Raw genomic sequence first — 21,463 nt, 5'->3', positions numbered from 1 at the left:
TATTCTGATAAGGACGCAAATGACACAGGGAAACGCCGAGACCGCTGACGCGGGCGCCTCCGGGCTGTTGAGGATCGAGAGGGCGGACCGGGTTCTGACCGTGGGTCTGAACCGGCCGGCCAAGCGCAATGCGCTCAATGACGGCATCATCCTGGAAATCGGCGAGTGTTTTGCGTCCCTGCCCGAGGACATCGGCGCGGTCGTCATCCACGGCATCGGTGACCATTTCTCCAGCGGCCTCGACCTGTCCGAGCTGACCGACCACGACGCCACCGGCGGCCTCCTGCATTCGCAGATGTGGCACCGGGTGTTCGACCGCATCCAGTACAGCCGCGTGCCGGTGATCGCAGCGCTCAGGGGCGCCGTGATCGGCGGCGGGCTCGAGCTCGCCTGCGCCGCACATATCCGCGTCGCCGAGCCCTCGACCTATTTCGCGCTGCCGGAAGGGCAGCGCGGCATCTTCGTCGGCGGTGGCGGCTCGGTGCGGCTGCCGCGCCTGATCGGCGTCGCCCGGATGATGGACATGATGCTGACGGGCCGCGTCTACAGCGCGACCGAGGGCGCCTCCTACGGCTTTGCGCAATATCTGACGGAAGCGGGCAACGGGCTCGGCAAGGCGCTGGAGCTTGCGACCAAGATCGCCTCCAACGCACCGCTGACCAATTTCGCCGTGCTCCAGGCGCTGCCGATGATCGCGGAGGCCAATCCGCAGACCGGCCTGTTGATGGAATCGCTGATGGCCACCGTCGCGCAGAGCGACAAGGAGGCCAAGCGCAGGATCCGCGAATTCCTCGAGCACAAGACAGCCAAGGTGAAGCCGAAATCATGAGCGCGCAGCCGTCCTCTTCCAGCATGGAGCGCGGCGCGAGCACTTCCCCGCTGCGGCCCATTTCGTTCGGCGATCCCGTCGTCAACGTCGAGCGGCGCGACGACGGCACGATCTATCTCAGACCAAGGCAGCCGCTCGGGGACTATCCCGTCCGCATCACCGACCGCCTGCACCACTGGGCCACGACGACGCCGGACCGCGTCTTCATGGCTGAACGCGAAGGCGGCCGCGGCTGGCGCAAGATCACCTATGCCGAGCTGCTCACCGCGAGCCGGCACATCGCCTCGGCGCTGATCCAGCGCGGCCTGTCGGCGGAGCGGCCGGTCGTCATCCTCTCCGGCAATTCGATCGACCACGCGCTGCTGGCGTTCGGCGCGTTCTATGCCGGCATTCCGTTCTGCCCGGTGTCGCCGGCCTATTCGCTGGTGTCGAAGGATTACGGCAAGCTGTCTTACCTGATGAAGCTGCTGACGCCCGGCCTCGTCTTCGCCGAGGATGCCGACAAGTTCGCCGACGCGCTCGCCGCCAATGTCTCGCTCGGCACCGAGATCGCGGCGTCCTACGGCCAGGTGCCGGGCCGCGACGTCACCTTGCTCGCCGACCTCATGGCAACGCCTGTTCGCAGCGATCTCGACGAGGTCCACAGCAAGATCGGTCCTGATACGATCGCGAAATTCCTGCTGACCTCGGGTTCGACAGGCAATCCCAAGGCCGTCATCAACACCCAGCGCATGATCTGCGCCAACCAGGTCATGCTGCGCGAGACGCTCGCCTTCCTCAAGGACGAGCCGCCCGTCATCATCGACTGGCTGCCGTGGAACCACACCTTCGGCGGCAACCACAATATCGGGCTGACGCTCTACAATGGCGGCTCGATGTATCTGGACGCCGGCAAGCCGGTGCCCGGCGGCATCGAGGAGACGGTGCGCAATCTCCAGGAGATTTCGCCGACGGTCTATTTCAACGTGCCCAAGGGATACGAGTCGCTGCTGCCCTATCTGCGCGACGACCAGGGCCTGCGCGCAAAGTTCTTCGACCGGCTGCACGCGATGTTCTTCTCCGGCGCGGCGCTGTCGCCGTTCGTCTGGAACAGCCTCGACGAGCTCGCGGTGAAGGAAAAGGGCTATCGCGTGCCGATGCTGACCGGCCTCGGCGCGACCGAGACCGCACCGTTCTTCATGTCGGTCAATCCGCGCACCAGCCGCTCCGGCCATGTCGGCCTGCCGGTCTCGGGCAACGACGCCAAGCTCGTGCCGAACAACGGCAAGCTGGAGGTGCGCTGCAAGGGCCCGAACGTGATGCCCGGCTACTGGCGCCAGGCCGAGATCACCGCAAAATCCTTCGACGAGGAAGGATTTTACAAGATGGGCGATGCCCTCAAGCCTGCCGATCCCGATGATTTCAATGCCGGCTTCGATTTCGACGGCCGCGTCAGCGAGGACTTCAAGCTCGCCAGCGGCACCTGGGTCAGCGTCGGTCCGTTGCGTGCCCGCTTCGTCGCGGCCTGCGCGCCGCTGGTGCGCGACGTCGTCATCGCCGGCATCAACCGCGACGAGATCTCTGCGCTCGTCGTGCTCGACCTCGACGGCTGCCGCCTGATCAATCCGACGCTGCCGGCCGACGATCTCGTCGTCGCCACGCGCGACCGGCTGGTCCGGGAGGCCTTCCGCGAGCGCCTGACCCGTTTCCTCGCTTCGGCCACCGGCTCCTCGACCCGGATCACGCGTGCGATCCTGATGGATACGCCGCTCTCGATCGACAAGGGCGAGGTCACCGACAAGGGCTCGATCAACCAGCGCGCGGTGCTGGAGCATCGCAACGAGCTGATCGACGAGCTCTACGCTGCCAATCCATCGGACCGTATGATATCGGTCGCCTAGCAAATCATCGCCACAGGAGAACGCCATGTTGTTGAAGGATCAGGCAGCCATCGTCACCGGCGGCGCATCAGGACTTGGCGCGGCCACCGCGCGAAAGCTGGCGGCGCAGGGCGCCAAGGTCGCGGTGTGCGACCTCAACGCCAAGCTCGCGGAAACCGTTGCCGCCGAGATCAAGGGCGTCGCCGTGACCTGCGACGTCTCCGATGCTGCTTCCGCTGAAGCCGCGATCGCGCAGGCAACCAAGGCTCACGGCCCCGCGCGCGTGCTGGTCAATTGCGCCGGCATCGGCGTTGCAAAGCGCGTCGTCGGCCGCGACGGCCCGATGGCGCTCGCCGATTTCGACAAGGTGATCAAGGTCAACCTCATCGGCACCTTCAACATGCTGCGCCTCGCCGCGACCGAGATGTCCAAGCTCGAGCCGCAGGCGTCGGGCGAGCGCGGCGTCATCATCAACACCGCATCCGTTGCCGCCTATGACGGCCAGATCGGCCAGTCCGCCTATTCGGCCTCCAAGGGCGGCATCGTCGGCATGACCCTGCCGATCGCGCGCGAGCTCGCGCAGTTCGGCGTCCGCGTGCTGACCATCGCGCCCGGCCTGTTCCTGACGCCCCTGCTCGCCAACCTGCCGCAGGAAGCCCAGGACTCGCTCGCTGCCGCGATTCCCTTCCCGCGCCGGCTCGGCAATGCCGACGAATTCGCCGCGCTCGCGCTGCACATGGTCGAGAACTCCTACCTGAACGGCGAAGTGGTGCGCCTCGACGGCTCGCTGCGCATGGCGCCGAAGTAAGGCGCAACGGCAGCAGGATCATCGCATGTTCGTGAACCGGCGCGACGTCCAGATCCAGTGGGGTGATTGCGACCCCGCCAACATCGTCTACTACCCGCGCTATTTCGCGATGTTCGACGATTCGACCTCGACGCTGTTCGAGGTCGCCGGCTTCTCCAAGCAGGACCTGGTCCGCAAATACGGCCTGGTGGGCATCCCCATGGTCGACACGCGGGCCAAGTTCTACATCCCCTCGACCTATGGCGACTGGATCACCATCGAGACGAAGATCGAGAGCATCAAGCGCTCGAGCTTCGAGGTGAAGCACAACGTCTACAAGGGCGAGGCGCTGGCGATCGAGGGCTTTGAGACCCGCGTCCTGGTCGGCCGCGATCCCGTTAACCCCGACAAGCTGAAATCGGCACCATTCCCTCCGGAAATGGTAGCCAAATTCACGGGGAGTTAAGTCCGGAGCTAAATCGCCGCATCACCAAAAGACGGGGCTGAATTCACGTTCGATTTCTGCTTTCAAAGAAAACACGTCAAGGGAGGAATAGATGAAACGCTTTTACCTGACCGCCGCCATCGCCGCGGCGACGCTTGCCCTGCCGGCATTGCCCGCACTGGCCCAGACCAACGAGATCACCATCGGCATCACCACCACCACGACCGGCCCGGGCGCGGCCCTCGGCATTCCCGAGCGCAACGCACTGGAATTCGTGCCGAAGGAAATCGGCGGCGTGCCGCTGAAGGTGATCGTGCTCGATGACGGCGGCGATCCCACCACGGCGACCACCAACGCCCGCCGTTTCGTGACCGAGTCGAAGGCCGACATCATCATGGGCTCGGCGCTGACGCCGCCGACCATCGCGGTCTCCAACGTCGCCAACGAAGCCGGCATCCCGCATTTCGGCCTCGCTCCGTTCCCGATCACGCCCGAGCGCATGAAGTGGTCGGTGGCGATGCCGCAGCCGATCCCGATCGTCGGCAAGGTGCTGTACGACCACATGAAGTCGAAGGGCGTGAAGACCATCGGCTATATCGGCTATTCCGACTCCTATGGCGACCTCTGGTTCAACGACCTCAAGGCCCAGACCGGACCGATGGGGATGACCATCGCCGACGAGGAGCGCTTCGCCCGTCCCGATACGTCGGTGACCGGACAGGTGCTCAAGCTCGTTGCCGCCAATCCCGACGCGATCCTGGTCGGCGCCTCCGGCACCGCGGCTGCGCTGCCGCAGACCGAGCTGCGCGAGCGCGGCTATCAGGGCCTGATCTACCAGACCCACGGCGCCGCCAGCATGGACTTCATCCGCATCGCCGGCAAAGCGGCGGAAGGCGTGCTGATGGCCTCCGGTCCCGTCATGGATCCCGAGGACCAGCCGGACGAAGCTGCCACCAAGAAGCCCGGCCTTGCGCTCAACACCGCGTATGAAGCCAAGTACGGCCCGAACAGCCGCAGCCAGTTCGCCGGCCATTCCTACGATGCCTTCGAGATCCTCAAGCGCATCATTCCGACGGCACTGAAAACCGCCAAGCCCGGCACGCCGGAATTCCGCGAAGCGATCCGCCAGGCGCTGCTGTCCGAGAGGGAGCTGGCCGCGAGCCAGGGCGTCTACAACTTCACCGAAAAGGACCGCTACGGCCTCGACGAGCGCTCGCGCATTCTGCTCACCGTGAAGAACGGCAAGTACACGCTGGTGAAGTAAGCGCAGCGACGATATCGAAACGGCGAGAGCCGGCCCATCGGGCCGGCTCTTTGCTTCTGCGATCCGCGCGAGCGCGTCAGGCTGCTTGCCGCAGCGGAGTCCAGGCGAATTCCGGATAGTAAGTATCCATCATACGATCGACATAGGCGGTGAGGTTCGGAAATCCCTCGGCACGCTGGCGCAGTCCGGATTCGAAGAACGGCGTCAGGATTCCGGCGAGCGCGCCGAAGGCGGTGGCATCGACGCCGCAGGGCTTGTTGCCCATCAGATACGCCTTGTCGCCGAGCTGTACCGAGAGCGCGAACAGCGAGCGCACGGCGAGATCTACGTCATCATCGGGCGCATGACGGCCGAGGCCGGAGAGCAGATAGTTCTCGGCGACGCGGAATTGTGCGTCCTCGCGCAGCTTCTCGCGATTGTGCTCCGGCGCACCGTCGAAGAAATGCGAGGGCCCCTTGGCGAAATTGACCGGGTCGACCCAGCGCGCGCCGACCAGCGCCCAATAGACGTGATGCTCGATCATGCGCTCGAATGCCCAGGCCTGCGCGCGCTCGGCCAGCGACAGGCCGGCGTCGAAATCGAAGCCGTAGCGGCGCTCGATATGGGCGCGGATGAAAGTGGAATCGGCCACCGCCTCGCCGCCATCGTCGATGAATGGCAGCTGCCCCTTGGGGGACGCCGGCGGCATCGCGCGCTCCTTCCGGTAGGGCAATCCTGCCATCTTGAGCTGCACCTCCGTCTTGGTGACGAAGGGGCTGATTTCCGGCAGGCCGAAGCCGGTGCCAAAGCCGTAAAGCGTGATCATGCGAGCTCTCCTGAACCTGCCAAAGTTGACGGAACCTAGTGACGGGCTGCTGCCACCATGGTGGCAGCAGCCGTGATATCTTCTGCGAAGCGGGCCCCTCGCCAGGCGCGGCCCATCACATGGTGGGCCAGCGCGTCTGCAGCCTGGATCAGCGAGCGGGTCACCGCACTTGCGAGTGCGAAACGGAGGTCGACGGCCATGAGATCGAGCGAAACCAGCCGGCCGAACGCCCAGGCATGCCACATTTGCACCCGCCACAGCGGTGCGGCCGGGCCGAAATGGGTTGGAATGATCATGGACAAATCCTCTTCAGTCGATGTGTTGTCCCGGTATAGAACTCCCCTGCTGCCAACATCCTGTCAGCAGTCACGCGCCGTTTTCTGATCCGCCACCGATACGAGAATTGTCATGAGACGCGCCGACCGGCTGTTTCAGATCATCCAGGTGCTGAGGCGCACGCGTAAGCCGCTGACCGCGGACGCGATCGCGGCCGAGCTCGAAACCTCCAAGCGCACCATCTATCGCGACATCGCGACACTGATCGGCCAGCGCGTGCCGATCCGCGGCGAAGCCGGCATGGGCTACATCCTGGAGAAGGGCTTCGACCTGCCGCCCTTGATGCTGACACCCGACGAGATCGAGGCCGCGGTGCTGGGCGCGCAATGGGTCGCGGGCCACGCCGATTCAGCGCTGGCGCGCGCCGCCGAAGACCTGATGGCCAAGATCGCCGACACCGTGCCGGAGCGTCTGCGTCCGTTCGTGCTGGAGCCCGCAAGCCGCGCGCGGCCGAGCTGGAACAGGGAGCCTGATCGACTCGACATGGTGCGCACGCGCACGCAGATCCACGAAGGCAAGAAGATCATGCTGCGCTATCGCGACGAGCAGGGCCGGCCCAGCGAACGCATGATCTGGCCGATCTCGGTCGGCTATCTCGAAGCCGTGCGCCTGCTTGCGGCCTGGTGCGAGCTGCGTAGCGACTTCCGCAGCTTCCGCACCGATCGCGTGGTCGAGGCGAATTATCTCGACGAGAAATATCCGGAGCGTCGCGACGTGCTGCGCGCAAGGTGGCGCCAGAGCCTGGTCTGGGGTCCGCCAAAGGACACATGACGGTGACGGACGCGACATCCCCCATCGACCTTTCGGGCTATTGCCAGAGCTGCGGCGCGTGCTGCGGCTATTCGGAGAACTGGCCGCGCTTTTCGATCGAGAGCGACGAGGAGCTTGCCGCGATCCCCGAGGCGTTCGTCAACGCACGTCAATCCGGCATGCGCTGTGAGGGCGATCGCTGCACGGCTTTGCAGGGCGAGATTGGAAAAGCGACCGCGTGCGGCATCTACGCCGCGCGGCCTGAGGTGTGCCGCACATGCATGCCGGGCGACGCCGAATGCGCGATGGCGCGGCGGAAGTTCGGGCTGCCTCTAATCGAGACCGCTTAGGCCGGAACGGCTTCGCTGATCTCGTCGTCGATCTCGTCGTCCAGCGGTGCGAGCACCGAGAGCGGCTTGGTCGACAGCGTGATCGGCTTGCGGCCTCCCGACAGCGACGGCGACGATTTGGCCGAGCCTCCGCGCGACAGCGCGTAGAGCGTCGAGCCGACACGGCCGCCGTTGTCGATCAGGTCGCGCTCGCTGCAGCTCGCTGCAATCGCGACAGCCAGCGAATGCAGATGGCTGCGGCGATAGCAGAACAGCGCCAGCCTGGCGCGCGCGTCAGGGGAAACACTCTCAACCAGCCTCGGCAGGCCGCTCTCGCTGGCGCGATACATCTCGCCAAGGAGCTCGTCCTGGACCGGGCAGAAATCGCTTTCAAAAGCGTCGCGGCTTGAAAACATTGCAGTTCTCCCTCGTCATGCGGAAGATGCAGCGCAATTCTCTAACGAAAGGTTAACCACCCTGGCCGGTAGTCACCCGGGGTCCTTGCCCGCGGGCAGCGAATCAGGGGGCGCCTCCCGGCCGGAATCTCGTGAAGAGCCGCGTAGCCCGGATGGAGCGCAGCGTAATCCGGGACCCCTCTCGCTTGTGGCGAGATCCCGGATTGCGCTGCGCTCCATCCGGGCTACGAGATCGGCCGCTGGCCGCTCCGAGGGGAGCCAGCCTCAGTTCGCCGCCATGAAGATCGAGAGACCAAACCCGGTGAGATGATGCAGGGCCTGGTCGACACCGATCAGGGTCCAGAACCAGGGATGGGCCAAGTCGACACCGAAATTGGCCGAGACGAATCCCTTGGCACGGTCGATGGTAATGTGAATCAGGAAGTCGATGAACGCCACGAACCAGAACCTTGGCGCGACGATCAGGATCAGCGGCAGTGCTACCGCAAGGTGAATCAGGCAGTGCACCAAAAGCGGCAACGCCCAGCCGTGCTTCTGATCCTTGCCATGCGCCATCCAGGCGGTCTGCAGAACGAAATCGGCGATGATGTGCTTGAAGGTGAGCAGCAGCATCCAGCCAATGAGCGCTTCGACCGGAACCGCCGATGACATGGGTGGAAACGACAAAGCTGACGCCCTCATTGACGTGACAAGAAAAATTGGAGCGTCCAGCGCAACTTCTTCTTGGACCGGTCAAATCGCCGGGACTGCCGATTTATGACATCTCCCGTGCCGGAATGCAGCCGGGGGGAACCGGAAAATCGCCAACTGTGGCTAACTGGTGATAGGATGACCAAACGACGCGGCCGAGTTGAGTAAGGTTACCTTCGGCTCGAAATTTGCATTCCGGTCCTGGGACGCTATCATTCGCAGCAGAGAATATCGTTCTTTTTTCAGTCGTTTAGGAATTGCTGGGCACTCGCCGCGATCGCATGAGCGAGCCGCCCGCCCCCAGGAATAAGGCCAAGAGTGCTGCCATGAGTACTGAAGGCCCCACCTTGTCACCGAGCGACCCGCCGCCCCGGCGCCCCAAGGTGATCAAGACCAATCAGCAACAGGTTTTTCTCTACGTCGTGCTGACCCTGCTGCTGTCGCTCGCCACCGTCTGGGGCGGTCGCACCCTGCTGCATAATTCAGAGACGCTGACCTTTGCCGTTGGCGCGCCCAACAGCGACGAGGCGCTGTTTGCCACCAAGCTCGCCGCCCTGCTCAAGACCAACGCCTCGCGCTTCCGGATCAAGGTCGTCAACAACGCGGACAATGCCAAGGCGCTCGCGCAGTTCGACCGCAAGCAGGCCGACCTCGCCGTGCTGCGCACCGACGCCAAGGTGCCGCTGCGGGCGCGCACGCTCGCGATCCTCGAGCACGACCTCGTGCTGCTGCTCGGGCCCGGCAACAAGAAGATCAAGTCGCTTGCCGAGCTGAAGAAAAAGAAGGTCGCCGTCCTCGCCGACAACGATTCCTCGCTCGCCTTCGTGCGCGGCATCCTCGACATCCCTGACGGTCCCGACGCCGCGAAGATCCAGATGGCGCCGCAGGGCGCAACGCTCGACAAGCTGTTTGCACCGGCGAACGGCTTTGGCGCGGTGATCGCCATCGTCCACGCCTCCAAGGCGGTGCGCGACAAGGCCTATGAGCAGGTCGCCAGGCGCGGCGGCTTCACCTTGAATGCGATCGACGAGGCCAAGGCGCTGGCGCGCAAATTTCCCGGCATTTCCGACGAGACGCTGACGGCGGGCACGCTGTCCGCATCGCCTGAAATTCCTGACGACGACCTCGAAACGATCGGGCTCGAATGGCTGCTGGTCGCGCAGTCCAAGATGTCGGCATCCACGGCCGGCGACCTCGCGCGCATCGTCTACGAGAACAAATCCGCGCTCGGGCTCGACAACGGCTTCGCCACCCGGATCGAGCCGGCCTCCGTCGAGAAGGACGCCTACGTGATGGCGCATCAGGGCGCGGCCGACTACATCAACGACGACACCAAGTCGTTCATGGATAAGTACAGCGACATGATGTATCTGGGCGCCGCGGCGCTCAGCGTCATCGGCTCGATCTTCGCGGCGATCTACGCCAAGATCACGAGGGTCGCGCCGGAGAAGGCCGGCGAGCTCTCTACCGCCGTCCTCGACATCGGCGAACGCATCGAGCACGCCCATTCGCTCGACCAGCTCGAATGCCTCCAGGACGAGCTGGAGGGCATCTTGCGCGGCGCCGTCATCGGTCTCAGGGACGGCACCATCAGTACTGACGGGCTCGACACCTTCAAGCTCGGCTACGAGTTCGTCCGCGACGAGATCGGCATGCGCCGCGACTATCTCAAGCGCCATTGCGGCGACCCCGAAACGGCCGCCGCCCCTGCAGCGCTCCCCCCGCCCGAGGAAAGCAATGTCGTGGTGGTGAAGACAGCTCAGAGCGCCTGACCTGTCGATACGCCCTGGGGCCAGCTGGAGGTCGCCGGGTGAGCCGGGCCTGCATGGTTCGAGACGCCCGCTACGCGGGCTCCTCACCATGAGGGTCATATATCCGCGAAATCCGACCTCATCCTGAGGGCCCGCCGGAGGCGGGCGTCTCGAAGGATGGCCGCAGGCGAGCTTCACGCCACGCGCCCCTGTTCGACCATGCTGCAGACGCCCCTCCCCGGTCGTTGACGACCCCTGCCCGGGCGGGCACTTTGGCGCGGAGGCCCCAGCCGGGGCCGCAAGAACCCGACAAGAACCCGACCGAGCCGCCTTGCCGCATGTCCAAGCCGATGATCCCTGCTCTGGCCCAGTTCGTGGCCGCCACGGCCGGCCGCAACATGACCAAGGTGGCCTATGTGGCCGTCGCCGTCGGCGTGCTCAGCATGGTGCTGCTGACGATCGGCCCGGCCTATGAGACGGCGCATCGCTGGGTCGATGTCCTGCTGTGGGCCTGCCTCGTCTACTTCGTGTTCGAATGGGTGGTCCGGCTGCGCCACATGGCACACACGCAGCGGCTTGCGCTCTACCTCACCTCCTCCGCCGGCATCGTCGATGCGGTCGGAGCGCTGGCCGTTCCGGTCGCGCTGATCCTCGGCGTCGAGCCCAAGACGGCCTGGCTGCTCAGCGTGCTCTGGGTGCTGAAGGTGGTGCCGGGCATTCCCGGCCTGCGGCAGCTTCGCCGCGTGCTGGTGCTGGAATCGGGGCCGCTGCTCAGCGTGCTCGTGATCTTCCTGATGGTGGTCTTCCTCGCCTCCGTCGCCGAATATTTCCTGGAGCGGGACGTGCAGCCGCAGACTTTCGGCAGCGTCCCGGCCGCGCTGTGGTGGGCGGTGGTGACCTTGACGACCACGGGCTATGGCGACGTCGTGCCGGTGACGCCGCTCGGCCGCATGGTGGCGGCGCTGGTGATGATCTCCGGCCTCGGCGTGTTCGGCCTCTGGACCGGTATTCTGGCGACCGGGTTCGCGGCGGAAACGCGGCGTGACAATTTCCTCAAGACCTGGGAATCCGTCAGCAAGGTGCCGTTCTTCGCGGCGCTGGGCCCGGCCGCCATCGCCGACGTCACCCACATGTTGCGGACCATGGAACTGCCGGCGCGCACCATGATCATCCGCAAGGGCGCGCAGGGCGACTGCATGTATTTCATCGCAGCCGGCGCGGTCGAGGTCGACCTCCCCGGCAAGAAGGTGCAGCTCGGCGAGGGCGCCTTCTTCGGCGAGATGGCCCTGCTCGGCAACAACATGCGCGGCGCCAATGTCTCGACCACGAAAGTGTCGCGGCTGCTGGTGCTCGACCTCGTCGACTTCCGCGTGCTGATGGCGCGGCACCCCGATCTCGCCGAAACCATCGACGCCGAGGCGAAGCGGCGCGCCCTCGAAAACAAATAACAGGAGACAAGAATGTCGGACATCACCGACGCAGCCAGCAGTCCCGTGCTCGACATCACCGGCGCCCGCGCCACCATCCGCCTCAACCGGCCGAAGCATCTGAACCGGCTCCAGGCCGAAGACCTCGGCGAGCTCGTCAGGCTGTTCGACGCCGTCGAGGCCGATCCCGCCATCCGCGTCCTGGTGCTGACCGGGACGGGGCGCGCCTTCTCGGCGGGCTACGACCTCAATTCGGTGGCCGAGCGCGCGGTGAGCGCCAACGAGCAGCAGAGCGCGGGCTCCGCCTTCGAGGTGGTCGTCAACCGGCTGGAGGATCTGGGCGTGCCGACGATCTGCCGGCTCAACGGCGGCGTCTATGGCGGCTCGACCGACCTTGCGTTGGCCTGCGATTTCCGCATCGGCGTCGACACCGCCGAGATGTTCATGCCCGCGGCCCGGCTCGGGCTGCATTATTACCGCAGCGGCATCAAGCGCTACGTGACCCGGCTCGGCGTCGACAATGCCAAGAAGCTGTTCCTGACCGCGCAGAAGATCACCGCGCCGGAGATGCTGCGCATCGGCTATCTCACCGCCATGGTGCCGGAGGAGCTTCTCGACGAGGAAGTCGACAAGCTCGCCAATATCCTCGCCGGCAACGCGCCGCAGGCAATGCGCGGCATGAAGCGCGCGATCAACGAATTCGCGCGCGGCGAGCTCGATGAGCAAGCCGCCGACCAGCGCCACCGCGACAGCATGCGCGGCGACGAGATCAAGGAAGGCATCAAGGCGTTTGGGGAGAAGCGAGCGCCGAGGTTTTGAGGGGATAGGCTGTCGGTGACGACGGTCAGGGAGTACAAGGCCGCGCCTCACACTCATCTGTCGTCCCGGGGCATCGCGAAGCGATGAGCCCGGGACCCACAGGGCGCACTTGTTGCGCAGAAGCGGTCACTCCAAGTCCTCGTAACCACGTCTGCCTGTGGTTATGGGTCCCGGGCTCGCGCTGCGCGCGCCCCGGGGACGACACCGAGTCTGAGGCGCGCCCTCAGCCCCCAACCGCCTTCGCATGCTCCGCGGCCATCCCGTCATCCGCCGCATTGATGAGCTGGAACGCCGGCCGCGAGGTCATCCGCTCGGCATAGCGGACGAAGACGTCCTTCTTCGGCACGATGCCGAACATCATGGTCCAGCTGAACGCGACGCCCCACAGGACATCGGCGGCCGTCATGCGCTCGCCGAGCAGATACGGGCCCTTCGAGAGCTGCGTCTCCAGCGCGCCTAGCATGGTGTCGTAATCGGCATAGGGCGACTGCGTGATCGGCGCTGGCTCGCGCTGCATGAACTTGTCGATCAGGGCCGGCTCGAACGATGCGCCGTAATAGGCGATCCAGCGCAGAAAGGGCCCGCGCAGCGGATCGTTCAGCGCAGGCGTCAGCCCCGCCTGGGGGAAGAGGTCGGCGAGATAGATGGTGATCGCGACCTGCTCGGTCACGAGCTCCCCGCGGTGGCGGATCGCAGGCACCTTGCCGAGCGGATTGATGGCGAGATAGTCGGGCTTGCGCTGCTCGCCGGCCTTCAAGTTGAGGACGTGGAGATCGTAAGGCGCCCCCAGCTCCTCCAGCAGCACCCGCGTGCCGGTGGCGCGGCTTTGCGGCGAATAATACAGCGTGATGCGGTTCTGTTCGGTCATGGCAGGTCTCCATCTGGCCGGCTGGCGATGGCGCAGGTTGTAACGGAGGATACCTGACATCCTGTGTCAGGTATGGTTTAAGGGATCATGCGCGCGAGCCGGATGATGTCGATCCTCACCACCCTCCAGGCCAGGGGGCAGGTCACCGCGCCCGAGCTTGCGGAGGCCTGCGAGGTCTCGGTGCGCACGATCTATCGCGACATCGACGCGCTCGCGGCCTCCGGCGTTCCTGTCTATGCAGACCGCGGCGCGGAGGGCGGCTATCGCCTGCTCGACGGCTATCGCGTGCGGCTGAACGGCCTGTCGCAGAACGAGGCGGAAGCGCTGTTTCTCGCAGGACTCCCGGGACCGGCGGCCGCGCTCGGGCTGGATGCGGCGATGATTGCCGCGCAGAACAAGCTGATGGCGGCGCTGCCGGCGAATCTGCGCGAGGACGCCGGACGGATGCAGGAGCGCTTCCATCTGGACGCACCCGGCTGGTTCGGCGAGGCGGAGGAGCCGAAACATCTGCGCGCGATTGCCGGCGCGGCCTTGCGCGGAACACTGATCAAGATCCGCTACCGGAGCTGGCGCGCCGAGAAGCAGCGCCGCGTCGCGCCGCTCGGCCTCGTGCTGAAGGGCGGCAGCTGGTATCTCGCCGGGCAGGTCGATGGCAGCGTGCGCACCTATCGCGTCGCGCGCGTGCTCGACTGCACCGCGCTCGACGACCGCTTCGATCGCCCCGCCGACTTCGATCTCGCTGCTTACTGGCAGGCCGCGACGGTGCGCCTCGAGGCGGAGATGCATCCCAATGTCGCGATCGTCCGGCTGTCGCCGTTGGGCGTAAAACTGCTCGACGCGCTGAGCCAGCCTTACGTCAAGGCGCGCACGGAGATCGAAGACGCCACTGACGCGGACGGCTGGCGCATCGCGCGCGTGCCGACGGGCAAGACGTCATGGCATGCTGCGTCCGAATTGCTGCGGCTCGGCTCCGAGGCCGAAGTGCTGGAGCCCGCCGACCTCCGCGACAAGATGGCCGAGATGACCCAGGCCATGGCCGCGCGCTATCGCGCGGCGCGGAAAGCCTGACCGCGGCGCACTTCGCCGCAACCGACGAAACAATCCTGAAACACGATTCTCCTCACCCTGCGTGAACGCGATCGCATCTCGGCTCGACCGAGAAGCAGGGACACAACAACGGCCTTCGCGCCACACTGGAGAATGAAGATGTTTCGCAAGCTTGCTCTCGGTCTGATCGCCGCTACCTCGCTCGGTGCGGCTGCTCTCGCGCCCACCGCCGCTTCGGCGCACGGCTTCCATCATCACTGGGGTCCCGGCTGGGGCTTTGGTTACGGCGGCGTCTACGTCAACACCGGCGTCAACAACTGCTACCAGGAGCGCGTCGTCCAGACCCGCCACGGCCTGCGCGTGCGCGTCGTGAATGTCTGCGCTTACGGGATCTACTGATATCTCGCCTTCCAGACAAAGCTCCGGTCGCGCTGCGGCCGGGGTTTTGCGTTTGGGCTATGCGCATTTTGAATTAGCAGATTTGCCGATTCCGGCGAAACCAGGCCCAGGTCTCGCGCGTCGTCCGGATGTAGCCGCGGCCACGATAGACGATCTCGCCGTCGACGATCTCGTTCAGCTTCGGCAGCGCGTGAAACGGGATCGAGGGATAGGCGTGGTGCTCGACGTGATAGGGCATGTTCCACGCGAACCATTTGACCACAGCGCCGGTGTAGGTGGTGCGGGTGTTCTGGAAGGCGCTGCGGGTGCGCTCGCAACCGGTGTGCTCGGCATAGAGATAGGGTCGCAGGAAGAATTGCCCGATGATCAGCGGCACGATCCAGACCCAGAGCAGCAGCGCCGAGGCGAACCACAGCGAGAGCGCAAGCAGCAGAACATAGAGCGCGACATAGGCGCGCGCTTCAGTGACGATGGTGGCGCGCTTGTTCTCGGGAATCCAGGGCACGACGACCTTGCCGCTGACGGCATGGCGCAGCATCAGCCAGAGACGTCCGGCGACCTGGAGCAGACCGCTATAGGCGATCGCAAGCTGCGTGTCGGAGGCCGGCTTGACGCCCACGATCAGCTCGGGGTCCTTGTCGGGATCCTGGGTGTAGCGGTGATGATCCCAGTGGAAAAGGCAGTAATATTCGTACGGCAATCCAATGATGAAGGCCGAGAGATAGCCGACCGCGAGGTTGAGGCTGCGGCTCTTGAAAGCCGTCTTGTGCGCAGTCTCGTGCACCGCCATGAACAGGAAGGCAACGAGATAGCCCTGCGCCGCCATCAGCGGCAGCGCCCAGAGCACACCGTAGCGCGACGTCACCATCCAGATCAGCGCGCCGACCAGCACGATCATGCCGTAATGGCCGAGACTCTGCGCCGCGCCCCGAACATTCGAGCGCACCGACAATTCGCGCAGCATCGCCGGGCTCAGCGGCTTCAGGCGATGGCCGTGCTCGGAAACAGTCGCATCAGTCATGATCGGGGACCTGTCCTACTTGCTGAGAAGCGCCGCGACCTCGGCCTTGAGGAAGGCCTGGTCGGGCGGATTGCCGACGGGATTGCCGGCGCGATGGCCGTGCAGCGACGGGATCGGATGCAGCACGGCTGATTTGGCGTTGACCAGCTTGCCGAGTTCGTCCTCGTTGTCGCGGACGTCGAAATAGCGGTCGGTCGCGCCGGGCATCAGCAGCATGTGTGCCTTGATCGCGGCGAGCGCCCGGTCGAGGGCGCCACCGAACGCGATACAGTCGCTGATGTCGCCGCGCTGCCAGATGCCGACCTGCGCCAAGAGATCGTTGGCATCGCGCCGCGCGAAGGTCGAATCCCAGGCGCGGACGAGATAGTCTTCCAGCGAGGTGAACCCGGCCTCGCGCCAGAGCTCGTCGCGATAGAAGCCGTGAGACATGGCCCAGCCCGCATAGACGCGGCCCATGGCGCGATAGCCGGCAACCGGCTTCTCGACGAAGCGGCCGTCGCGAAAGGCGGGATCGCCTGTCAGTGCCGCCTTCACGCTTTCGAGGAAGACGTAGTTATAGGGTGCGCAGCGCGCGCTGCCGCAGACCACTGCGGCACGTTCGACCATGTCGGGGTGCAGCGCCGCCCAGTGATAGGCCTGCATGCCGCCCATCGACCAGCCATAGACCAGCGCGAGCTTTGTGATGCCGAAGCGTTCGGTGAGCAGCCGGTGCTGAATCGCAATGGCGTCGTGGTAGGTGAGCTGCGGAAACGGCACGGCGGAATTCGACGGCGACGAGGACAGGCCGTTGCCGAACAGGTTCGGGATGACGATGAAATAGCGCGTGGGGTCGAGCACGCCGTCGGGCCCGATCAGCCATTCGGTGTCGAAATGCTGCGCGCTGAACGAGGTCGGATAGAGGATGACGTTGTCCCTGGCCGGGCTGAGCGTGCCGTAGGTCTGGTAGGCGAGCTTCATCGCGGGGAGGACGGTGCCCGACTGAAGCGTGACGTCGCCGGCCTCAAAGATCTCGTAGTCGCTCTGCGCCGTCATGGATCAACCCTACTCACGCAGCCGCAGAATGCGCCCGCCACGGCGACGATGCATCGATCGTGCCGGACCAGCAAACGCACCGTTGCGTCGCGCTCAATAACTGTACGTATCGTACAGTTATTTGACGAAGGCAATATGATTCCGACGCCCGTGCAATTCAGGCGATGGCCGCGATGTACCGCTGCACCGACGCCGCGAAAGCGCCCTTGGCGCCTGCAGCGATGTTGCGGCCCCACCAGGCGCCGTAGATGCGGTCGAAGGCGAGCGGCTCGACGGCCGCCGCAATCCTGCGCACCGCAGCGGCATTGAGCGGCATGTAGTTCGGATAGGAGTACATGAAGCTGACGAAGCGGCGGTCCATCGTCACCTGCGCGATATCGCCGGCGAACAGTGCGCCCCGGCCGTCGGCACCGCGCGACCAATGCATCATGGTCGCGCCGGGGAAGTGACCGCCGGTGCGCAGCAGCAGCACATCGTCGGAGATGCGCTGGTGATCGCCGGTCCAGTGCACGATGGCGGGATGCGGACGCATCACCCATTGGCGATCATCGGCATGCAGATAGACCGGTGCTCCGCCCAACGCCTCGCTCCAATCGGCGAGCGCGCCATAGTAATGCGGATGCGAGATCGCGATCGCCTTCAGCCCACCCAACGCGCGCACATGCGCGATCGCCTCCGGCGTCGCCAGCGGCACGCAATCCCACATCACGCAGCCGCCGCCATCGGGCACCAGCAGCGCACGCTGGCCGATGGCAAAGCCCGGCTCGAGCCCGATGCCGATCAGGTCGAGATCATCGCGCCAGACCACGCGATGACGTTCCGCCAGGGCGTCGCGCGTGAGGAAGGTTTGCCCCTTCCAACCGACGAACTGCCGTTCGTCCTCGCAGATCGGGCACGCCGCGGGCGGCTCTTCACTGTCCGGGAATTGGGCGCCGCAGGTTTCGCAGGTCCAGAGGGGCATGGCGGTGATCCAGAACGAGGGCGGGACACGCATGAGGTGACACCGCGGCCCTCCAACCGCAAGTGTGGAAGAACCAGCGCAGCCGGGCATCGGACGTATTGAGCTCCGTCGCCACGGCCGACGTCACGGCGCGCTTCGGGCACGGCAGGCTGCGGCACCAGGTCGCGGTCTCAGCACGTCATCGCGAGTGGCTTATCACGCAATTGCGCGCTTTTGCCGTTGCAGCGCACCGGTCTGCCGATACAACCTGCCGTAAATCGCCAACAACCCTGCCCTTCCCGATCGATGATCCAGCCACAACTCTCATTCGACGGCGACCCGAACGGCCCGGCCTATGAAAGATGGCGCGAGCAGTTCTGCCGTCAGGTGGCTGACGTCGATTTCGTTCCGATCGGGGAAGGGCGCGTTCACCGCACCATTGCGCCGGCCATTCTTCCGCGCCTCAGGCTCTCCGCCTCGTTCGGCACGCCGATGTCGTTCGTCTCGTTGGGGACGAACGACGAATTGGTGATTACGATGTCGCCCAATTCGGCGTTGAGCGGCGCCATGGGCCGGCGCCCGCTGGAGATTGCCGCCGGCGACGTCACTATCGGCGATCCCTCGATCAAGGGCGCTCACATCACCCAGACGGGGCACGGCAATTTCCAGACCGCGCTGCTGCCGCGCAAGGCGCTGCTGCGGGCCTGCCCGAATGCCGAGGACCTGATCGCGCAGTCGATCCCCGGCGCCAATCCGATCACCTCGATGTTCCTGCGCTATTACGACCTCGCGCATGACTATGCCGACAAGCTCGCGCCCGCGGAGCTCGACGCAGTCTCACAGCATCTGTTCGACCTCGCCGTGCTGATGATCGGAGCGCGCGGCGACGTCGCGGAGGAGGCGCGCTCGCGCGGCCTTGCCGCAGCGCGCCTCGAAACCCTCAAATCCGACATCCTGGCACAGCTCGACAGCCCGGCATTGTCGCTCACCGTGCTGTCAGCCGCGCACCGGATCAGCCCGCGCACCATCCAGCTGATGTTCGAGCAGGCCGGCATCACCTATAGCGGCTTCGTGCTGGAGCAGCGGCTGCTGCGCGCCGAGCGACTGCTTCGCAATCCGAACCTGCGCACCCGCAAGATCATCGAGATCGCGCATCTCGCCGGATTTCACGACGTCTCCTATTTCCATCGCGCCTTCCGCCGCCGCTTCGGACGGACGCCCGACGACGTCCGGAAACTTTCCGGCGAGACGGGTTAGGGAAAATCGATTACGCGCCTCCCGACGTCGCAATAGCGTGCGCGCGGGCTCTCCCATCGAACTTGCAGCTCTTAACCAAAAGTGATATGTAAATCGCAATACAATTTATGTTTGTATTTTGCGAGATGAGTGATTATGCCGGAAGCATCATTCAATCATCCATTGTTCGGCAAAGTGCGCTTTCGCACAAGCAATCCATCAGTCTGGATCCGGGGCGACGGCATCTCGTTTATCAGCGGATTTGACGTCGACGACATTACCACGGTGGTCATACCGCAGCTCGTGGGTATTCCGGGCTCCAACAACGGCAAGCTGCAGTTTCACAAGCGTGCGCATGACCAGCTGTTGATGGCTTTTGCAGATGTCGAACGTCTCGGGCTGCTGAAGCATATCAAGACCTGTGCTGGCTCTCTCAATTTCCGCCTGCGCAAGCCAACCAGCGGTGCGCTGAGCAAGCTGCCGTCAAACCACGCCTTCGGTATCGCCATTGATCTCAACGCCGACGATGGCTCGAACGGCGCGTCTGTCGCGCCTGTGGCACCGGTCTTCGAAGCACTCGGGTTCAAGTGGGGAATTTCGTTTGCCGACCCCATGCATTTTGAAGTCGAAGAGTTTGTGAACCGTCCCGACTCCGTCTCGGCAGCTCTCAGCGCTCATATGAAGGGAGACGCACCGCATATTCAGCTCGCATCCATAAACGCCAACGTCAACGCGCCGTCGAGCGCATTGGTTGCTAGCCGTTCCTCTACGGCTACAGCTGCAACTGCGGCTGTCGTGCACAACGCCTACCCGGAATTGCCCGAACTGCCGTTCGAACGTACTTCAGTCGAGATGTCCGATGTCGAAGCCTATATGTCCGGCATTCATGTTCCGGCGGTCGTCAAGCGCGCATGTTACGTGATCTTTCGCAACGAAAGCGCCCGTGGAACCAAGGGCATCAACAACAACTACATCGGCTTACAGGCGGATGGTGGCAGGCAGTCGGAGAAGTGGACGCCCTTCATCGCGGGGACATGCGTCCACGCAGAGAACATGACGGGACGGTTGAGGCGGTTCGTATGTCTGCGGGATTGGCGCACCTGCATCGATATTCTTGCTGAAAAGGTCTCACTGCGCGGGCTGTATGTCGGCGGCTATTCTCATCCCTACGCCAATATGCAGGTCAACACCGAGCATGACTGGCCGCTTGCGTATTGGCGGGAATGGGTTAAAGGCGACAGCCATGCACAGATACCCCAAGCCGAGATGAATGGTCTGCTCGCGCAGTACGAACTGGCGGTTAGCAAATTTCCCGACGCACCCGCCTGAGAGGCGCCGGCGGGAATCGCAAGGAATCAAAGCAACGGTCTGCCTTGGGCCAGGCGCTAGGGAGTCTATTCTAGGCGAATTCCACCACGATCTTGCCGAAGTGACCGCCCTGCTGCATCAGCCGCAGCGCATCGGGGACGGCGTCGAAGCCGAACACGCGATCGATCACCGGCTTCATGGCGTTGCGCCCGACCGCGGACGTCATGCCCTCGAACATGCGGCGGCTGCCGACGGAGAGGCCGATGACGTGCAGGTTCTTGGAGAACAGGCTCGGGATCGCGATCTGCTGCGAAAAGCCCGACAGCACGCCGATCACCAGAATGGTGCCGCCGACGCGCGCCGCCTCCAGTGACTGGCCAAACGTGTCCTTGCCGCCGACCTCGACGACGTGATCGACGCCGCCGCCGGTCCACTCCGCAGCGGCCTTGCCCCACTCGGGGACCGTCCGATAGTTGATGGTGTGATCGGCACCGAGCGCCTTGGCGCGTTCGAGCTTCTCGTCGCTCGACGAGGTCACGATCACGCTCGCGCCGGCGAGCTTGGCGAATTGCAGCGCGAAGATCGACACGCCGCCGGTGCCCTGCACCAGCACGGTGTCGCCGGGCCGCACTCCCGCCTCCTCGAACAGCGCGCGCCACGCCGTGAGCCCGGCGCAGGGCAATGTCGCCGCTTCCCGGAACGTCAGATGCGAGGGAATGCGGCTGACGCCCTCGGCGTCGAGCACCATCACCTCCTGCAGCACACCCGGCCGCGTGCCACCGAGCGCGTAACGGCGGCTGCTCGCCGACACTTTTCCGTCGATCCAGGACTGGAAGAACATCGGACAGATCCGATCGCCGACCGCGATGCGGGCCACGCCCTCGCCGACGGCGATCACCTCCCCTGCGCCATCCGAGAACGGGATCAGCGGCAAGCGGGTGACGCCGCCCTTGCCCTGGATCGTGAGCAGATCGCGATAGTTCAGCGATGCCGCCTTCATTCGCACCGCGACCTGGCCCGGACCGGGCGCAGGCTCGGGCAGATCGGCCAGCTCCATGCCCTCGATCGACCAGTCGCGCGCGACCTGCCAGGCCTTCATGGGACG

At 64.9% G+C, this 21,463-nt stretch carries 23 protein-coding genes; 14 read left to right on the top strand and 9 right to left on the bottom strand.

Annotated features, from left to right (window positions below; translation table 11 throughout):
- Positions 1–19: 19 nt before the first annotated feature.
- The 5 genes from VGR99_RS30075 to VGR99_RS30055 all read left to right on the top strand — a co-directional run bounded on the left by VGR99_RS30075 (position 20) and on the right by VGR99_RS30055 (position 5,184).
- Positions 20–829 carry a crotonase/enoyl-CoA hydratase family protein gene (locus tag VGR99_RS30075; protein WP_326903578.1) on the top strand — a complete coding sequence of 270 codons (810 nt, stop codon included), beginning with the start codon at positions 20–22 and terminating at the stop codon, positions 827–829.
- On the top strand, positions 826–2,709 hold the full coding sequence (locus VGR99_RS30070) for a feruloyl-CoA synthase (RefSeq protein WP_326903577.1): 1,884 nt from the start codon (positions 826–828) through the stop codon (positions 2,707–2,709). Before VGR99_RS30075 ends, VGR99_RS30070 begins: the two co-directional genes overlap by 4 nt.
- A gap of 25 nt (positions 2,710–2,734) precedes the next feature.
- Positions 2,735–3,496: an SDR family NAD(P)-dependent oxidoreductase gene (locus VGR99_RS30065; RefSeq protein ID WP_212426096.1), complete on the top strand. Its 762-nt coding sequence runs from the start codon at positions 2,735–2,737 to the stop codon at positions 3,494–3,496.
- Positions 3,497–3,521: 25 nt separating this feature from the next.
- Positions 3,522–3,941, top strand: coding sequence for a thioesterase family protein (locus VGR99_RS30060; protein ID WP_326903576.1), 420 nt, complete (start codon positions 3,522–3,524; stop codon positions 3,939–3,941).
- A gap of 91 nt (positions 3,942–4,032) precedes the next feature.
- Positions 4,033–5,184 carry an ABC transporter substrate-binding protein gene (locus tag VGR99_RS30055; protein ID WP_326903575.1) on the top strand — a complete coding sequence of 384 codons (1,152 nt, stop codon included), beginning with the start codon at positions 4,033–4,035 and terminating at the stop codon, positions 5,182–5,184.
- A 76-nt stretch (positions 5,185–5,260) separates the two neighbouring features.
- On the opposite strand, the gene VGR99_RS30050 is transcribed toward VGR99_RS30055, so the two are convergent.
- Both VGR99_RS30050 and VGR99_RS30045 read right to left on the bottom strand, forming a co-directional pair.
- Complete coding sequence (locus VGR99_RS30050) at positions 5,261–5,989, bottom strand: glutathione S-transferase family protein (protein WP_326903574.1); 729 nt, start codon at positions 5,987–5,989, stop codon at positions 5,261–5,263.
- 35 nt (positions 5,990–6,024) lie between these two features.
- The gene (locus tag VGR99_RS30045) at positions 6,025–6,285 is read right to left on the bottom strand and encodes a hypothetical protein (protein WP_326903573.1); all 261 of its coding nucleotides are present in this window, start codon (positions 6,283–6,285) and stop codon (positions 6,025–6,027) included.
- A gap of 112 nt (positions 6,286–6,397) precedes the next feature.
- Between VGR99_RS30045 and VGR99_RS30040 the strand changes: the two genes are divergently transcribed.
- Positions 6,398–7,096, top strand: coding sequence for a YafY family protein (locus tag VGR99_RS30040; RefSeq protein WP_326903572.1), 699 nt, complete (start codon positions 6,398–6,400; stop codon positions 7,094–7,096).
- Positions 7,093–7,425 carry a YkgJ family cysteine cluster protein gene (locus VGR99_RS30035; protein WP_326903571.1) on the top strand — a complete coding sequence of 111 codons (333 nt, stop codon included), beginning with the start codon at positions 7,093–7,095 and terminating at the stop codon, positions 7,423–7,425. The genes VGR99_RS30040 and VGR99_RS30035 overlap by 4 nt, the downstream gene beginning before the upstream one ends.
- Here VGR99_RS30035 and VGR99_RS30030 read toward each other — a convergent pair.
- Positions 7,422–7,820 carry a hypothetical protein gene (locus tag VGR99_RS30030; RefSeq protein ID WP_326903570.1) on the bottom strand — a complete coding sequence of 133 codons (399 nt, stop codon included), beginning with the start codon at positions 7,818–7,820 and terminating at the stop codon, positions 7,422–7,424. The two genes, VGR99_RS30035 and VGR99_RS30030, sit on opposite strands and share 4 nt — an antisense overlap.
- 264 nt (positions 7,821–8,084) lie before the next feature.
- Positions 8,085–8,432 carry a DUF3307 domain-containing protein gene (locus VGR99_RS30025; RefSeq protein WP_326903586.1) on the bottom strand — a complete coding sequence of 116 codons (348 nt, stop codon included), beginning with the start codon at positions 8,430–8,432 and terminating at the stop codon, positions 8,085–8,087.
- Positions 8,433–8,836: 404 nt separating this feature from the next.
- Between VGR99_RS30025 and VGR99_RS30020 the strand changes: the two genes are divergently transcribed.
- From VGR99_RS30020 to VGR99_RS30010, 3 genes are all read left to right on the top strand, one after another.
- The gene (locus tag VGR99_RS30020) at positions 8,837–10,282 is read left to right on the top strand and encodes a TAXI family TRAP transporter solute-binding subunit (protein ID WP_326903569.1); all 1,446 of its coding nucleotides are present in this window, start codon (positions 8,837–8,839) and stop codon (positions 10,280–10,282) included.
- 317 nt (positions 10,283–10,599) lie between these two features.
- On the top strand, positions 10,600–11,709 hold the full coding sequence (locus VGR99_RS30015) for a cyclic nucleotide-gated ion channel (protein ID WP_326903568.1): 1,110 nt from the start codon (positions 10,600–10,602) through the stop codon (positions 11,707–11,709).
- Between the two features lie 12 nt (positions 11,710–11,721).
- Positions 11,722–12,507, top strand: coding sequence for an enoyl-CoA hydratase/isomerase family protein (locus VGR99_RS30010; protein WP_326903567.1), 786 nt, complete (start codon positions 11,722–11,724; stop codon positions 12,505–12,507).
- Positions 12,508–12,730: 223 nt separating this feature from the next.
- Here VGR99_RS30010 and VGR99_RS30005 read toward each other — a convergent pair whose 3' ends face one another.
- On the bottom strand, positions 12,731–13,375 hold the full coding sequence (locus VGR99_RS30005; RefSeq protein WP_326903566.1) for a glutathione S-transferase family protein: 645 nt from the start codon (positions 13,373–13,375) through the stop codon (positions 12,731–12,733).
- An 87-nt stretch (positions 13,376–13,462) separates the two neighbouring features.
- On the opposite strand from VGR99_RS30005, the gene VGR99_RS30000 reads away from it, so the two are divergent.
- Together VGR99_RS30000 and VGR99_RS29995 are read left to right on the top strand one after the other, a co-directional pair.
- Complete coding sequence (locus tag VGR99_RS30000) at positions 13,463–14,443, top strand: YafY family protein (protein ID WP_326903565.1); 981 nt, start codon at positions 13,463–13,465, stop codon at positions 14,441–14,443.
- 138 nt (positions 14,444–14,581) lie between these two features.
- Positions 14,582–14,821, top strand: coding sequence for a hypothetical protein (locus VGR99_RS29995; RefSeq protein ID WP_326903564.1), 240 nt, complete (start codon positions 14,582–14,584; stop codon positions 14,819–14,821).
- 73 nt (positions 14,822–14,894) lie between these two features.
- On the opposite strand, the gene VGR99_RS29990 is transcribed toward VGR99_RS29995, so the two are convergent.
- From VGR99_RS29990 to VGR99_RS29980, 3 genes are all read right to left on the bottom strand, one after another.
- Positions 14,895–15,842 carry a fatty acid desaturase gene (locus VGR99_RS29990; protein WP_326903563.1) on the bottom strand — a complete coding sequence of 316 codons (948 nt, stop codon included), beginning with the start codon at positions 15,840–15,842 and terminating at the stop codon, positions 14,895–14,897.
- Between the two features lie 15 nt (positions 15,843–15,857).
- Positions 15,858–16,874 (bottom strand): alpha/beta fold hydrolase, encoded by a 1,017-nt coding sequence (locus VGR99_RS29985; RefSeq protein ID WP_326903562.1) that lies wholly within the window; start codon positions 16,872–16,874, stop codon positions 15,858–15,860.
- A gap of 157 nt (positions 16,875–17,031) precedes the next feature.
- Positions 17,032–17,835, bottom strand: a complete 804-nt coding sequence (locus VGR99_RS29980) for an MBL fold metallo-hydrolase (protein WP_326903585.1) — start codon at positions 17,833–17,835, stop codon at positions 17,032–17,034.
- A gap of 285 nt (positions 17,836–18,120) precedes the next feature.
- Between VGR99_RS29980 and VGR99_RS29975 the strand changes: the two genes are divergently transcribed.
- On the top strand, positions 18,121–19,071 hold the full coding sequence (locus VGR99_RS29975; RefSeq protein ID WP_326903561.1) for an AraC family transcriptional regulator: 951 nt from the start codon (positions 18,121–18,123) through the stop codon (positions 19,069–19,071).
- Between the two features lie 135 nt (positions 19,072–19,206).
- A complete protein-coding gene (locus tag VGR99_RS29970; protein WP_326903560.1) occupies positions 19,207–20,379 on the top strand; it encodes a M15 family metallopeptidase in 1,173 nt (390 codons plus the stop codon).
- Positions 20,380–20,449: 70 nt separating this feature from the next.
- On the opposite strand, the gene VGR99_RS29965 is transcribed toward VGR99_RS29970, so the two are convergent.
- Positions 20,450–21,457 carry an NAD(P)-dependent alcohol dehydrogenase gene (locus VGR99_RS29965; RefSeq protein ID WP_326903559.1) on the bottom strand — a complete coding sequence of 336 codons (1,008 nt, stop codon included), beginning with the start codon at positions 21,455–21,457 and terminating at the stop codon, positions 20,450–20,452.
- Between the last annotated feature and the right edge of the window lie 6 nt (positions 21,458–21,463).

Origin of the sequence: Bradyrhizobium sp., assembly GCF_035935975.1 — a bacterium.
Lineage (GTDB): Bacteria > Pseudomonadota > Alphaproteobacteria > Rhizobiales > Xanthobacteraceae > Bradyrhizobium.
This window is presented reverse-complemented; position numbering and strand designations above follow the sequence as displayed.

Excerpts from the sequence above, each read along its gene's own strand:
- VGR99_RS30075 (WP_326903578.1), top strand. The coding sequence starts at position 20 with ATGACACAGGGAAACGCCGAGACCGCTGACGCGGGCGCCTCCGGGCTG.
- VGR99_RS30070 (WP_326903577.1), top strand. The coding sequence starts at position 826 with ATGAGCGCGCAGCCGTCCTCTTCCAGCATGGAGCGCGGCGCGAGCACT.
- VGR99_RS30065 (WP_212426096.1), top strand. The coding sequence starts at position 2,735 with ATGTTGTTGAAGGATCAGGCAGCCATCGTCACCGGCGGCGCATCAGGA.
- VGR99_RS30060 (WP_326903576.1), top strand. The coding sequence starts at position 3,522 with ATGTTCGTGAACCGGCGCGACGTCCAGATCCAGTGGGGTGATTGCGAC.
- VGR99_RS30055 (WP_326903575.1), top strand. The coding sequence starts at position 4,033 with ATGAAACGCTTTTACCTGACCGCCGCCATCGCCGCGGCGACGCTTGCC.
- VGR99_RS30050 (WP_326903574.1), bottom strand. The coding sequence starts at position 5,989 with ATGATCACGCTTTACGGCTTTGGCACCGGCTTCGGCCTGCCGGAAATC.
- VGR99_RS30045 (WP_326903573.1), bottom strand. The coding sequence starts at position 6,285 with ATGATCATTCCAACCCATTTCGGCCCGGCCGCACCGCTGTGGCGGGTG.
- VGR99_RS30040 (WP_326903572.1), top strand. The coding sequence starts at position 6,398 with ATGAGACGCGCCGACCGGCTGTTTCAGATCATCCAGGTGCTGAGGCGC.
- VGR99_RS30035 (WP_326903571.1), top strand. The coding sequence starts at position 7,093 with ATGACGGTGACGGACGCGACATCCCCCATCGACCTTTCGGGCTATTGC.
- VGR99_RS30030 (WP_326903570.1), bottom strand. The coding sequence starts at position 7,820 with ATGTTTTCAAGCCGCGACGCTTTTGAAAGCGATTTCTGCCCGGTCCAG.
- VGR99_RS30025 (WP_326903586.1), bottom strand. The coding sequence starts at position 8,432 with ATGCTGCTGCTCACCTTCAAGCACATCATCGCCGATTTCGTTCTGCAG.
- VGR99_RS30020 (WP_326903569.1), top strand. The coding sequence starts at position 8,837 with ATGAGTACTGAAGGCCCCACCTTGTCACCGAGCGACCCGCCGCCCCGG.
- VGR99_RS30015 (WP_326903568.1), top strand. The coding sequence starts at position 10,600 with ATGTCCAAGCCGATGATCCCTGCTCTGGCCCAGTTCGTGGCCGCCACG.
- VGR99_RS30010 (WP_326903567.1), top strand. The coding sequence starts at position 11,722 with ATGTCGGACATCACCGACGCAGCCAGCAGTCCCGTGCTCGACATCACC.
- VGR99_RS30005 (WP_326903566.1), bottom strand. The coding sequence starts at position 13,375 with ATGACCGAACAGAACCGCATCACGCTGTATTATTCGCCGCAAAGCCGC.
- VGR99_RS30000 (WP_326903565.1), top strand. The coding sequence starts at position 13,463 with ATGCGCGCGAGCCGGATGATGTCGATCCTCACCACCCTCCAGGCCAGG.
- VGR99_RS29995 (WP_326903564.1), top strand. The coding sequence starts at position 14,582 with ATGTTTCGCAAGCTTGCTCTCGGTCTGATCGCCGCTACCTCGCTCGGT.
- VGR99_RS29990 (WP_326903563.1), bottom strand. The coding sequence starts at position 15,842 with ATGACTGATGCGACTGTTTCCGAGCACGGCCATCGCCTGAAGCCGCTG.
- VGR99_RS29985 (WP_326903562.1), bottom strand. The coding sequence starts at position 16,874 with ATGACGGCGCAGAGCGACTACGAGATCTTTGAGGCCGGCGACGTCACG.
- VGR99_RS29980 (WP_326903585.1), bottom strand. The coding sequence starts at position 17,835 with ATGCCCCTCTGGACCTGCGAAACCTGCGGCGCCCAATTCCCGGACAGT.
- VGR99_RS29975 (WP_326903561.1), top strand. The coding sequence starts at position 18,121 with ATGATCCAGCCACAACTCTCATTCGACGGCGACCCGAACGGCCCGGCC.
- VGR99_RS29970 (WP_326903560.1), top strand. The coding sequence starts at position 19,207 with ATGCCGGAAGCATCATTCAATCATCCATTGTTCGGCAAAGTGCGCTTT.
- VGR99_RS29965 (WP_326903559.1), bottom strand. The coding sequence starts at position 21,457 with ATGAAGGCCTGGCAGGTCGCGCGCGACTGGTCGATCGAGGGCATGGAG.